At 66.4% G+C, this 12,930-nt stretch carries 12 protein-coding genes; 5 read left to right on the top strand and 7 right to left on the bottom strand.

The features are described 5' to 3' along the window. Positions 1–396, bottom strand: coding sequence for a DoxX family protein (locus N2K95_RS00680; RefSeq protein ID WP_260652481.1), 396 nt, complete (start codon positions 394–396; stop codon positions 1–3). Continuing rightward, entirely contained in the window at positions 393–2,237 is a 1,845-nt protein-coding gene (locus tag N2K95_RS00675; RefSeq protein WP_260652480.1) for a glycoside hydrolase family 15 protein, read from the bottom strand. The genes N2K95_RS00680 and N2K95_RS00675 overlap by 4 nt, the downstream gene beginning before the upstream one ends. 108 nt (positions 2,238–2,345) lie before the next feature. On the opposite strand from N2K95_RS00675, the gene N2K95_RS00670 reads away from it, so the two are divergent. Then, positions 2,346–3,683, top strand: coding sequence for a DUF445 domain-containing protein (locus N2K95_RS00670; protein ID WP_407080105.1), 1,338 nt, complete (start codon positions 2,346–2,348; stop codon positions 3,681–3,683). 66 nt (positions 3,684–3,749) lie between these two features. Here N2K95_RS00670 and N2K95_RS00665 read toward each other — a convergent pair whose 3' ends face one another. The 3 genes from N2K95_RS00665 to N2K95_RS00655 form a co-directional block, all read right to left on the bottom strand. Then, positions 3,750–4,502, bottom strand: a complete 753-nt coding sequence (locus N2K95_RS00665; RefSeq protein ID WP_260652479.1) for a hypothetical protein — start codon at positions 4,500–4,502, stop codon at positions 3,750–3,752. A gap of 138 nt (positions 4,503–4,640) precedes the next feature. After that, the gene (locus tag N2K95_RS00660) at positions 4,641–4,916 is read right to left on the bottom strand and encodes a GlsB/YeaQ/YmgE family stress response membrane protein (RefSeq protein WP_255791428.1); all 276 of its coding nucleotides are present in this window, start codon (positions 4,914–4,916) and stop codon (positions 4,641–4,643) included. A gap of 164 nt (positions 4,917–5,080) precedes the next feature. Next, positions 5,081–5,788, bottom strand: coding sequence for an alpha/beta hydrolase (locus N2K95_RS00655; RefSeq protein WP_313771163.1), 708 nt, complete (start codon positions 5,786–5,788; stop codon positions 5,081–5,083). Between the two features lie 171 nt (positions 5,789–5,959). On the opposite strand from N2K95_RS00655, the gene N2K95_RS00650 reads away from it, so the two are divergent. From N2K95_RS00650 to N2K95_RS00635, 4 genes are read left to right on the top strand one after another with little or no spacing between them, the layout of a single operon-like run. Next, the gene (locus N2K95_RS00650) at positions 5,960–6,970 is read left to right on the top strand and encodes a 1-phosphofructokinase family hexose kinase (protein WP_255791427.1); all 1,011 of its coding nucleotides are present in this window, start codon (positions 5,960–5,962) and stop codon (positions 6,968–6,970) included. Next, positions 6,970–9,189 carry a PTS fructose transporter subunit IIABC gene (locus N2K95_RS00645; RefSeq protein ID WP_260652478.1) on the top strand — a complete coding sequence of 740 codons (2,220 nt, stop codon included), beginning with the start codon at positions 6,970–6,972 and terminating at the stop codon, positions 9,187–9,189. Before N2K95_RS00650 ends, N2K95_RS00645 begins: the two co-directional genes overlap by 1 nt. Before the next feature lie 31 nt (positions 9,190–9,220). Further along, positions 9,221–10,921, top strand: a complete 1,701-nt coding sequence (gene ptsP, locus N2K95_RS00640) for a phosphoenolpyruvate--protein phosphotransferase (protein ID WP_260653681.1) — start codon at positions 9,221–9,223, stop codon at positions 10,919–10,921. A 51-nt stretch (positions 10,922–10,972) separates the two neighbouring features. Further along, a complete protein-coding gene (locus N2K95_RS00635; RefSeq protein ID WP_260652477.1) occupies positions 10,973–11,251 on the top strand; it encodes an HPr family phosphocarrier protein in 279 nt (92 codons plus the stop codon). 222 nt (positions 11,252–11,473) lie between these two features. Here the strand turns inward: N2K95_RS00635 and N2K95_RS00630 are convergent, their stop codons facing one another. After that, positions 11,474–12,211, bottom strand: a complete 738-nt coding sequence (locus tag N2K95_RS00630; protein WP_260652476.1) for a hypothetical protein — start codon at positions 12,209–12,211, stop codon at positions 11,474–11,476. Next, complete coding sequence (locus N2K95_RS00625; RefSeq protein ID WP_313771162.1) at positions 12,208–12,780, bottom strand: hypothetical protein; 573 nt, start codon at positions 12,778–12,780, stop codon at positions 12,208–12,210. The genes N2K95_RS00630 and N2K95_RS00625 overlap by 4 nt, the downstream gene beginning before the upstream one ends. Positions 12,781–12,930 lie beyond the last annotated feature (150 nt).

Genomic DNA, 12,930 nt, shown 5'->3' with positions numbered 1-12,930 from the left:
CTATTTCCGCAGGTTCCACGCCCAGAGGATCAGCGGCAGCTGAAGCGGCAGCCGCAGGCTGTGGATCAGCTTCTCCTTGTTCCCGCCGCGGGGACCGAAGGCGCGCTGCAGTGCAGTAATGTGCCCCGAGATGAAAGCCACGTACATGGCCGCGGTACCCGTTGCCGCCAGCCGGCGGGTGGCCGGCAGCAGCAGTCCGGCCGCGGCCGCAACCTCAATGACTCCGCTGACGTGCGTCCACTGCCGCCGGGTCAGCACACCGTATTTCCCTTCGGTATCGGTGCTGATGCTGCGCGGAACCACCGCGTTGTAAAAGCGCGGGTTGCGGAAGTGGTTGACGGCGCTGGTGGCCAGCAGGGCCGCCATGGCCACCGCTGAGAGCGTCTGTCGGTTCATCGGGTTCCTTCGGTAGTGGGGACCGGCGCCTGCCGGGATGGCTGAGGCGGCCGTTGCGCAGCGACGGCGACCGCGATCGCATCGGCTGCACGGACCAGGGTCAGGTGGGAAAACGCCTGCGGGAAGTTTCCGGCCATGGTTCCGTTTTCTGCATCATATTCCTCACTGAGCAGGCCAAGCTCGTTGGCGTACCCCACCAGCTGGTCCATCAGCTGCCGGGCCTCGGGCAGCCGGCCGGTGTGGGCGTACTGTTCCACCAGCCAGAAGCTGCACGCCAGGAAGGGGTTCTCCCCGGCCGCCAGTCCGTCCACCCCGGTATCGGTGTCATAGCGCAGCAGGAGTCCGGAACCGTCGAGCAGCTCCGACTCCAGCCGGGAAACCGTAGCCAGCATTTTTTCGTCGTCGTAGGCAACAAAACCCACGTGCGGCAGCTGGAGCAGGGAAGCATCAACGGTGCCGCTGCCGTAGAACTGGGTGAAGGAGTTCAGGGCGGGATCCCAGCCGCGTTCCATGACCTCGTCGCGCAGCCCGTCCCGCAGGCCTTCCCAGACCTCCACCGGCCCGTCGAGCCCGTAGGTCCTGGCGGCGTTGGCTGCACGGTCGAAGGCGGCCCACATCATCACCCGCGAGTGGGTGAAGTGCCGGGGCGTCCCGCGCATCTCCCAGATGCCCCGGTCAGGTTCCTCCAGGTGCTTTTCCAGGAAGGTCAGCAGCGCCCGCTGCAGGGGCCAGGAAAAGTGGTCCTCCGGCACGCCCCGGTCCCGCAGCCGATCCAAAGCCACCATCACTTCGCCCACGACGTCCGCCTGGTACTGCCCTACCGCGCCGTTGCCGATCCGCACGGGCGCCGCTGACCCGTAGCCGGGAAACTGCGGAAGGATCTGCTCGGGAAGTTCCCGCCCGCCGTCCACGGCGTACATGATCTGCAGGTCCTCCGGATCTCCGGCGACGGCGCGCAGGAGCCAGCTGCGCCACTGCAGGGCCTCCTCCTCGTAGCCGTGGGTCATCATCGCCTCGAGCGTCAGCGCGGCGTCCCGCAGCCAGCAGTACCGGTAGTCCCAGTTCCGGTCCCCTCCGGCCGCTTCGGGCAGTGAGGTGGTGGGGGCCGCAACAATCCCGCCGGTGTCCTCATGGGTCAGGGCACGCAGGACCAGCAGGGAGCGCCGGACAGCGTGTTCATAGGGGACGTTTTGAGGGCACTGCCGGCCCCAGTCCTGCCAGTAGGCAATGGTCCTCTGCAAGGCGGCGTCAACGCTCTGCCGGGGCGGTACCGGCCGGTGCGAGGGGTACCACGTGAGCTCCAGGTCAACGCTCTCCCCGGCCCGGACTTCGAAGCGCCCCACGTGCCGGTGATTCTCCGCGTCCGGCAGGCTCGGCCCGCGCAGGACCAGGGCACCCGGGCCCGCAATGGCGGAAAGGTGCTCCCCGTCGTCGTCCCGCCCCCGGAAAACCCAGGGGATGACCATGCCGTAATCAAAGCGGATTTCCAGTTCCTGCCGCATGTCCACACTGCCGCTCATGCCTTCGATCCGCCGGATAAGGGACGCCCGCCGGTCCTTTACCGGCATGAAATCCGTGACCCGGACCGCGCCGGTGGGCGTCTGCCAATGCGTGCGCAGCACAAAGGTGGATTCCACGTAACCGCGGTGCGTCACCTTCGCAGAGCTGTCTTCCGGGGCCAGCAGCCACCGCCCGTGGTCGCTGCTCCCGAGCAGCGCACCGAACACCGACGGCGAATCGAACCTCGGCAGGCAAAGCCAGTCCATGCTGCCGTTCCGCGAAATCAGGGCTCCGGTGTGCAGATCGGAAACCAGCGCATAATCCTCAATGGGGGATGCCATGGCACTACTCAACCACACGGCCGCACAACGGATGCCGGGGCTCATAGCGCAGCCGCGGCAATCACTGATTAGATTGGGGTGGTCCCGCGCAGAAGTTTCCGCAGCGGGATGCGAACTGGATTAGGGAGCGGTATTGAAACACGCGTCAACCTCGAAGATGTCCCTGTCCGCGAAGGAGGTGCACGCGTGAGCGTGGTTGCCCCGCCTACCGACGAGCAGCGCGCCTATGCCCTGCGGCGCATGAAAATGCTGGCCACCGGCCTCCTGATCCTCCTGGCGGTCATCTTCCTCTTCTCCTTCGCCCTGCAGGACAGGTACCCGTGGCTGGAGTACGTACGTGCCGCTGCGGAGGGCGGCATGGTCGGTGCCCTTGCCGACTGGTTCGCGGTGACCGCCCTGTTCAAGCATCCGATGGGTGTGAAAATCCCGCACACGGCCATCATCCCGGAAAAGAAGGACCAGATCGGGGCGTCCCTGGGCCAGTTCGTGGAAGAGAACTTCCTGGCCGAGGACATCATCCGGACCAAGCTCGACTCCATGCAGGTCGCTGCGAAGGCAGGCACTTGGCTGGCCCGCCCCGAGGGGGCCGAACGCGTGGCCACCGAGGGCGCTGCAGCCATCCGCGGGGCCCTGAGGGTGCTTGACGACGACGCCGTCAGGGATGTCCTGGAATCAATGTTCCGCCGCCATGTGGTGGACCCGCAGTGGGGACCGCCGGCCGGAAAAATGGCCCAGCGGATCTTCGAGGAGGGCCACCACCACCAGCTGGTGAACCTGGTGGTGGACAGCCTGGCCGACTGGGTGCTGGCCAATCCGGAAGTCATCGGCCGGCTGGTTACCGAGCGTTCGCCGTCGTGGGTTCCCGCCTTCCTGGATGACATTGTGGGCGAGCGCGTGCAGATCCAGGCCGAACGGTTCCTGATCGATGTGCAGGAAAACCCCAACCACCAGCTGCGCGTGGCGTTGGACAACTACCTCACCGGGGTGGCCCGGGATCTGCAGGAGGATCCCAAGACCATGGCCAAGGCCGACGCCGTGAAGGAGCAGGTGCTGGATGACCCGCGTGTGCGCGAGCTGATGACCTCCACCTGGACCACCATCAAGAACGCCCTGATGACGGCCGCGGATGATCCGGACAGCGAACTCACCCGCAACTTCAAGTCCGCGCTGCAGGACTTCGGCACGCGCCTGATCAACGAGCCGGAACTCGCGGCCAAGGTGAACGGCTACGTGGCGGACGCGGCGGGGTATCTGGTCCGCACCTACAGCAACGACATTGCCGCCGTCATCACGGAGACGGTGGAGCGCTGGGACGCGAAGGAAACCTCGGAGAAGATCGAGCTGCAGGTCGGCAAGGACCTGCAGTTCATCCGGATCAACGGCACGGTGGTCGGTTCGCTGGCCGGGCTGGCGATCTTCACCGTCGCTACGGCGATCTTCGGGTAGGAAGCCTCCACAAAAAGGCCCGCCGGCTTCACTGCCGGCGGGCCTTTTCGGGTCAGGTGTGGATTCCTAGGCGGATTTCTCCATCTGGTCCAGCTCTCCGGCCAGCTGTCCGGGGATCGACTTCGGCGGCTCGCCGAAGGCGGCCCGCGTTGCCTTGATGACACCCTTGCCCATGGCATGGTTCCCGGCCCCGCCGACGACGGCGCCCACGCCCAGCGGCAGGGCACGTCCCAGCATGGCGGTACCCTGGCGGGCCATGAACCGCTTGAGGAACTGCTTGCGGATGCTGCTGCCCACGGTGCCCATCAGGCCCGAGGGCATGCTGCCCACGGTGCTGCCCCATGCCTGTGCGGTCCCGCGTCCGGAGAGGGACTGCATCATCGAGGTGCCCTCCTCGCCGAGCATGACGGCCATGACCATGGTGCGGGACTTCTCCGGATCAGCCAGGCGCACTCCGTGCAGTTCAGCCACCGACTGTGCGTACAGGGCAGTGGCCTCAAGGAAGCCGACCGTTGCTGCGGCTGACAGGCCAAGTGCCGCGACCGTACCCACGCCCGGAACCACGGCGGTGGCGCCGATGGCTGCACCGCCTCCCGTCACCGCGTTGAGGTAGTGCCGGTCCAGGATCCTGATCAGTTCTGCAGCGTTGGCGGACGGGTTCTTGCGCTGCATCCTGCGGATGTTCGCCAGCACCAGCGGCCGCTGGACTTCCACGGCACGCTCGATGGCTTGCACTACATGCGGCTTGGGCTTGCCGTCCGCGCCGAAGGTGGCGCGTTCAGCCAGTCGAGCTGCGGGATTGAACTTACGTCGCTTCACAAGAACTCTCCTTGGGGAAATCCGATGCCGGCTTCAACTCTACGGGGGCTTGCTTAAAGCAAAGGGCGGGGTCCGGCGGAATATTCCGTCCGGGCCCCGCCCCTCGAATCAACGCTGCGTCAGCAGCGTCTGAACATACTAGGCGCGGTTGCCGCTCTTGCGGGTAACGAAGCCGTAGATCACCAGAACGATGAGGGCGCCGACGATAGCCAGGACCCAGGTCCACAGGTTCGTCAGGCTGAAGAGCTCGCCGCCGTTGTTGAAGAGGAGGCCGCCGAGCCAGCTACCCAGGAGGGCGCCGATGACACCCAGAACCAGAGTGGCGATCCAGCCGCCGCCCTGACGACCCGGGAGGATCATCTTTGCAATTGCACCTGCGATGAGACCAAGAATAAGGAACGCAATGAAACCCATGAGATTCTCCTTGCTATGTGAGTGACAGTGATTTACCGCACGGCCTTGTGGGCCGCGCTTTGTTCCAGCTTACTTGATCAGCATGCTTACCCAGTAGTTTGCGGGGAGTTTCCATCTGGCCGTGCCTGTGTTAGTTAGCGCGTGCGCGCGTGGCCATTCCACCCCTACGGCGTGTCGAAAGCAAGGTACCGGCGAAGGAAAACTGCGACATCGGAGACTTCCCCTGCACCGATGGTGTGCCCCATTCCGGAATAGGTCCGGGCGGTGAGGGCTGCGTTTTCCTCCAGCCATTCCCGGGTGTAAGCCACCGCGTCGGCATTGATGACCCAGTCCTGCCGGTCCCGTCCCCAAAAGAACGGAACCCGGGCCGGCAGCGGTTCCGCGGCGGCCAGGAGCTCATTGCGGGCAATCCAGCCGGACAGCCCTACAACGGCCCGGAAATCCCGCGGCCGCAGCCGCAGGAGCGTGCCGGCCATGGCCATCCCCTGGGAGAACCCGACGAGGGAGATTCCGGTGAAGTCCTCCTCTGCCCGGATCCGGTCCAGCCAGGCCAGCAGCCGGAGAGCCGATTCCAGGACCTCGCTTGTGTCGGAGTTCAGCAGCGGGTCCAGCAGGAACCATCCGCTGGTTCCGCCCACGTCCAGCGGTCCCCGCACCGCAGCCCCCACGGCAGAAGCCGGCAGCGCGGTGAAGAGGCGTTCCATTGCCTGCTCCCCTGATCCGTAGCCGTGCAGCAGGACCACCAGTTCACGTCCCCGCCGCCGGTCTGCGGGCTCTGACCACGTCACGTTTTCCATCGGTTCAGCGTAGCGGTGCACCGCCGTTTGCAGGCGGCCGATGGTGCCCCGCCCGGCGGCCATTGCCACGGGCACGGCACCAAAAGTAGAGTCGCTTCAACGCATAAACAGTGGCTGCCGCCACAGATCGCGGGTGTGCATGTATGCGAACAGAAGCCACCAAGAGAACCGGAAGCCGCGCCGCGAGGCCGTTCTCCCCCCAACACCGGCCGGATCCGGCAGGCCCGGCCTGGACGGATCCCCTTCATGATCCTTACCCTCACTGCCAACCCCAGTCTGGACCGAACCGTTCAGCTCCCCGGCGAGCTGGAGCGGGGCGCCGTGCAGCGTGCCGTGTCCGCCGGGGAAGAACCCGGCGGCAAGGGCGTGAATGTGTCCCGGGCACTCACAGTCTCCGGCGTCCGGTCCATTGCCGTGCTTCCCGGCGCCGACTCCGATCCGGTCATGGCCGGACTGCGGCTCGCCTCGGTTGAGTACCTGAACCTGCCGATCGAGGCACCGCTGCGCAGCAACATCACGCTCACGGAGCCGGACGGCACCACCACCAAGATCAATGCGCCCGGCCCGCCGCTGAAGCCGGCGGAGCAGGAAGCCCTCATCACCCTGCTGGTGGGGGCCTGCACCGCAGGCGGCGCCGGACCAGGGGCCTGGCTGGTGCTGGCAGGCTCACTGCCGCCTGAGGTGCCGCCGGACTTTTACGCCTCCGTGGCGCATGCGGTGAGGGAGCGGCTCGGGGCTGCATCGCCGCGCATCGCCATCGATTCCTCCGGCCCGCCCCTGATGGGGGCGCTGCTGCACGGAGCGGCACCTGACCTGCTCAAACCCAACGCCGAGGAACTCGCCGAGGCCACGGGATTCTCGTCCGAAGCGGCCCTCGAAGCAGATCCCCTGCTGGCCGCGCGGGCAGCGGGAATGCTGATTGAACGCGGCGTCGGCGCCGTGCTTGCCACCCTCGGAGCCAAGGGCGCACTGCTGGTCACCCAAAACGGAAGCTGGCTGGCCTCCCGCCCGCCGGTGCGGGCCCGGTCGACGGTCGGCGCCGGGGATTCGGCCCTCGCCGGATACCTGCTGGCCGAGGTTGCCGGTGCAGCGCCGCCGGACTGCCTCCGGCAGGCCGTGGCCCATGGGGCCGCTGCAGCGTCACTGCCCGGAACCACCGTTCCCGCCCTGTCAGCAACAGATCCGGGAGCGGTCACGATCACCACCCTTAACGGCGCAGGCCGAACGCCGTCGTCGTCATCGAAGGAGGAAAGCTGATGTCGGACCTCATTACGCCCGATCTGGTTACGTTGGATGAGAATCTGGGCAAGGACAAAGGGGATATCATCGGCCACCTGGCCCGGGGGGTGGTGGCTGCCGGCCGGGCGACCAGCTACGAGGACCTCTACGCGGATGCCATGGCCCGGGAGTCGAAAACCGCCACCGGGGTGCCGGGAGGCATTGCGATTCCACACTGCCGGTCCGCGGCCGTCACTCAACCGACGCTCGCCATGGCCCGGATCCGCCCGAGCGTGGACTGGGGCGCCAAGGACGGTCCCGCCGACATTGTCTTCTTCATCGCCGCCCCGGAGGGCGCAGACCAGGAGCACCTCCAGCTGCTCGCCAAGCTGGCGCGGTCCCTCATCCGAAAGGACTTCACCGCCTCCCTGCGAACCGCCACTTCCCCGGCGCAGATTGTGGAACTTGTTGACGGAGCCCTCGGACTTGGTCCCGCACAGCCCAGTGCCATGACCGCAGGGGGCGGCACCGGGGCCACCGCGGCCGGGGCCACCGCGGCCGGCGCCACCGCGGCCGGCGCCACCGCGGCCGGCGCCACTGCGGCCGGCGCCAGCGGAGCCACGGCCGCGGGCAGCGACGTCGGCTCCCGCAGCGGCAGTCAGCCGGACGGAACGGACGACGGCGGACACGGAGCAAACGCCCCCGCGTCCGCCGGCGGCACCGGGGCCACTGAAACGGACACCTCAAGGTCCCGCCACCTCGTTGCCGTCACGGCCTGCCCCACCGGTATTGCGCACACCTACATGGCGGCGGATTCCCTCGCTGCTGCAGCAGCCGAGCGCGGTGTCGACCTGCAGGTGGAAACGCAGGGATCAGCCAAGTCCACTCCCCTGGACCCCACGGTGATCCGCAACGCGGAAGCGGTGATTTTCGCCGTCGACGTTGACGTCCGGGACAAGGCACGATTCGCCGGAAAACCTGTGATCAGCGGGCCCGTGAAACGCGGGATCGACGAGCCGGGAGTCATGATCGACGAAGCCCTCAATGCGGTCAACGACCCCAACGCCCGGCGCGTGTCCGGAGGCGGAGGGGGCGGGGAGGATGAAGGCGGCTCCGGGGGCGGCGGCGGAGAAGGATTCGGCGGACAGCTCAAGCGGGCGCTCCTGACCGGCGTCAGCTACATGATTCCGTTCGTCGCCGGCGGCGGCCTGCTGATTGCCCTCGGCTTCCTGCTGGGCGGCTACGAGCTCGCCCTGTCGGTCGACGACGTCGCCAACGGCGACCGGATGCTGGACGGCACATCGCTCCTGAGCCCGCCGCCTGAAGGGATCATCGCCTATCTCGGGGCCGTGTTCTGGAAGATCGGCTCCCTGTCCATGGGCTTCCTCGTACCGGCGCTGGCCGGCTACATTGCCTATGCCCTGGCCGACCGGCCCGGCATAGCACCGGGCTTCACCGCAGGGGCCGTGGCAGTGTTTATGGACGCCGGCTTTATCGGCGGCATCATCGGCGGCCTGCTGGCCGGCTACGCGGCCCGGTGGATCGGCGGCTGGAACGTTCCCTCGTGGATGCGCGGGCTGATGCCCGTGGTCATCATCCCCCTCCTTGCCTCCATCATCGCCTCCGGCCTGATGATGCTGGTTCTAGGCGGTCCGATTGCCGCCCTGACGCAGGGGCTGAACAACTGGCTGACCGGCCTCACAGGAGTCGCAGCCATCGGGCTGGGCATCATCCTGGGCCTGATGATGGGCTCGGACCTGGGCGGCCCGATCAACAAGGTGGCATACGCGTTTGCGGTGGCCGGCCTCGGGGAAGGCAGCTTCGACAACCAGGTGCCCTGGGAGATCATGGCAGCGGTCATGGCCGCCGGGATGGTCCCGCCGCTGGGCATGGCATTCGCCTCCACGGTGCTGGCAAAGAACCAGTTCAGCATGGCCCTGCGCGAGAACGGCAAGGCGGCGTGGCTGCTGGGTGCCGCCTTCATTTCAGAAGGAGCCATCCCGTTTGCCGCCGCCGACTTCTTCCGGGTGATTCCCTCCACCATGCTGGGCGGCGCCGTTGCCGGTGCCATCTGCCTGGGAACCGGGGTAACCTCACAGGCACCGCACGGAGGAATCTTCGTGTTCTTCGCCATCGGAAACCTCCTGATGTTCATTGTGGCCATCCTGGCGGGGGCAGCAGTTACCGGCTTCGTCTACGTGGCCCTGAAACGGTATGTGAAGCCCCGGAAGAAGGCGGAGGAACCTGCCATTGCGTAAGGCACTGCCGACAAAGAGGAAGGCTTAGATGATGCGGACCATCCAGGGAATCGGAGTCAGCGCCGGACGTGTCCTCGGCCCGTCGCGCCGGATGCCGCCTCCGGTACCCGAGCCCGACGCCGAGGCGAAACCCGGGCCGGACAGTACCGTGGACGGTGAGAAAGCCCGCCTCAAGGAGGCCGCTGAAGCGGTCCGGGGTGATCTGCTGCACCGGGCGGAAACTGCCTCCGGAGACGCCAAGGCGGTCCTGGATGCCACGGCCATGATGGCCTCCGATCCAATGCTGCTTAAGGCCGCGGGAAAACACATCAATGCGGGCATGGCAACGGACCGGGCCATCTGGGAAGCGGGCATGGAGGTAGCAGCAATGCTCCAAAGCCTGGGCGGCTACATGGCGGAACGGACGCAGGACGTGCTCGACGTCCGCTCCCGGATTGTCGCCGAGCTGAACGGACTGCCGGCTCCCGGGATACCGGCCTCCGATGTTCCCTTCATCCTCACGGCGGTGGAACTGGCCCCGGCCGACACCGCAACACTGGATCCGGCAATGGTGATCGGGCTGGTCACCAGCGAGGGCGGGCCGCAGTCCCACACCGCGATCCTTGCCCGCTCCCTGGGGCTGCCCGCCGTGGTGGGTGCGCCCGGCGCGGACGAGGTGGCCGATGAGGCGGAAATTTACCTCGACGGCACGTCGGGCACCGTGGTGGTGGAACCCGGCGACGAGGAACGCGCAGCAGCGCAGAAATACGCCTCTCGCTCGTCGCTGCCGGTCTTCAACGGTACGGGGGCAACTTCCGACGGCCATCAGGTGCCCCTGTTGGCCAATGTCGGTTCCGGAAAGGACGCGCGTGCCGCCGCGGAAGCCGGGGCCGAGGGAATCGGCCTGCTCCGCACGGAATTCTGCTTCCTTGGCCGCGATACGGAACCCACCATCGAGGAACAGGTGGCCGCCTACGGGGCGGTCTTCGAAGCATTTCCCGGCCGGAAGGTCGTCATCCGGACCCTCGACGCCGGCGCGGACAAGCCGCTCCCGTTCCTGACGGATGCCACGGAGCCCAACCCGGCCCTGGGCGTCCGCGGCTACCGGACGGATTACGTCTCCCCCGGCGTCCTCGCCCGCCAGCTGGAAGCCATCGCCGCGGCTGCAGGCGCGCACACCGCCGATGTCTGGGTGATGGCACCCATGATTTCCACCGCCGAGGAGGCCGCGGACTTCGCCGTAATGTGCGCCGGAGCCGGGCTCGGCATGCCCGGAGTGATGGTGGAGGTGCCGGCCGCGGCACTTATGTCCGAAGCCATCCTGTCCCGGGTGCGGTTCGCCAGTCTGGGCACGAATGACCTCACGCAGTACACCATGGCTTCGGACCGGCAACTGGGTTCATTGGCGTCCCTGAACGACCCGTGGCAGCCGGCCGTCCTGCAGCTGATTTCCGCCACCGTTGCCGGGGCGGCGCGTGCCACGGCCCTGGAGCCGGCGGCCGGCACCAGGACAGTCGGGGTCTGCGGTGAGGCGGCGGCGGACCCGGCACTCGCCGTCGTCCTCGCAGGTATGGGCGTGAATACGCTGTCCATGACTCCCAGGGCGCTGTCCGGTGTCGGCGCCGTCCTGGGATCCGTGACCCTGGAAGAGGCGAAGGAACTGGCCGCAAGGGCCCTGGCAGCACACTCTGCCGCTGAAGCACGGACGATTGTGCGCAGCCGCCTTCCCCTCCTTGAACAGCTCGGCCTGTGACCGAAGGCGGCCGGACGACGCCGGCACCGCAAACCACGGAAGGAACCGAAAATGGCAGAACGCAAAGCCACAGTGGCCAGTCGAGTTGGACTCCACGCCCGGCCGGCATCGATCTTCGCTGAAGCGGCAGCCGCCCAGCCCGTTGAAGTGACCATAGGGATGGAAGGGGACCCGGCGGAGGAGGCGATGGACGCCTCCAGCATGCTGTCCCTGATGAGCCTGGGCGCGTCACACGGCGATGTAGTGGTGCTGCGTGCGGACGGTGAGGGGGCGGAAGCTGCCCTGGAGGACCTGGCGAAGATCCTCGAAACGGATCTGGATGCCCCCTAGGACGGCCGGGCAGACTGCGGCGGAACGCTCCGCCGCGCAAATGAATGTCCCGCTTCCGCATTTAGCCCGGACAAAGCGAAGGAGCGGCTTAAAATGATGAAGCCAGCGGCAAATGCCGCTGGCTTCATTGCAACCTCACGCTGACCCCCCACAGGCAGCGGATGCTACATATTCATTATTCTGGCACACGCGCATGAAAATGTGAACAAGTTTATCGAATTGTCACCTAATGTAGCCGGAAGTCAGCAGGCTTTGCTTTTCCCGCTGTTTCGAGGCGATCCCGTAGAAGGCCACTGCGCCGAGCCCTGCTACGAGCACAATGACCGCCGAATGGGGCAGGATGTAGTCCCACACGCCAATCGGCAGCCGCGTGGCACCGAGTATGGACCAGATGACCACCTCGGTCAGGGCAATACCGATGAGGCCGGAGCCCAGCCGCAGGAGAACCGGTCTGCGGGCGTGCGCCGCTGCCCGGAAAGCAGGTGCAATCAGGCAGGCCGCCACATACGCGGGGTAGATCCGCCCCACCACGGCGTACACATGGATCGTATATTCGTCGGGATAGCCATAAAGCCCGGGCGATGAGACCGGCAAGTCACTGATGAAGAACAGCACAGAGGTGACGATTACCGCCACAGCCAGGACAACCAGCCCGGAGCGCCCGACTATCAGGCGGCGCGCCTGTGCGGAGCGGAAGGCAGCTGCGCTGATACTTCCGATGAGCAGCACCACCCCGTACACCGCGTAGCGGAGAATCAGGTTGGCGTAATTAACGCCGCCCAGAAGAGCATCCACCGGCAGGTAGATTGCAGGGATACTGAGTCCCACCCCAATGGCGGTCAGCGCCAGCGCCCAGAAGAGCATCGGATTCCGGCCCTTCAGGGCCAACGGGAGCCGCAGGAGGGCAAAGATGGCCGAAACTATCAGTGCCGCGTATTGAAAAGCCAATGTCACGCTCATCCCAGGTTCTCCAATAGCGCTAGATCATTTTCCACATCATTTTCAAGCTTCCTCAGTTGCTTTCCCACTCCGTCCAGGCGGTCCCGGGCAAGAAACAGAAGTTCGGAATCGGTGAGCGCGTCCAAGGCTTCCTGCAGGCCGTTTTGCGGCCAGCCTGCTTCGCCCGGCGTGACCAGGCCCGTGGCCACCAGGCCGCCCGGCAGCGAGGCGCCCGCAATCCGAGCGGCCTCCACGGCCAGTTCGGGAGCCAGGCGCCCGGCTGAAAGCTGCGCCGAAATATTCTGGGGTGCGACGCCGGTTGCGGCACTCAGACGTTGTCTCAGGTCGCCGGGATCCACTGCTTCGAACCAGGAGCGGATCGCATTCCGGTGCGGATGCTTATCCAGGTCCGGATATTGCGGGGCTTCACTGGAAGTAGCCCTGGCCAGGACCATCTGCAGAATGCAGATGTAGGACACCTGGCTGATTAGCTCTGCCGGGGCGGGACGCCAGGGGCCGCCGAGCAGATCCGAATACTCCTCGAAATCCGACAGTGCTTCAACCGGGTTTTTTCCGTAAGCCCGGGCCACCCGGACAACGGTAATCTCCGCGACCTTTCCCCGGACAATCTGCTGGCCGAGGGTGGAACGCTTGATGCCGGTCCTGCGGCAGAGGTCCGCATTGGATTCGCCGGGAGCCACCGCGGTGCGCCAATTTTGGAAAGACCTGGCAGACACCGC

The sequence above is a fragment of the Arthrobacter zhaoxinii genome, from assembly GCF_025244925.1.
Taxonomy (GTDB): Bacteria; Actinomycetota; Actinomycetes; order Actinomycetales; family Micrococcaceae; genus Arthrobacter_B; species Arthrobacter_B zhaoxinii.
Note: the sequence above shows the minus strand (reverse complement) of the source record. Positions and strands in the feature narration are given on the sequence as shown.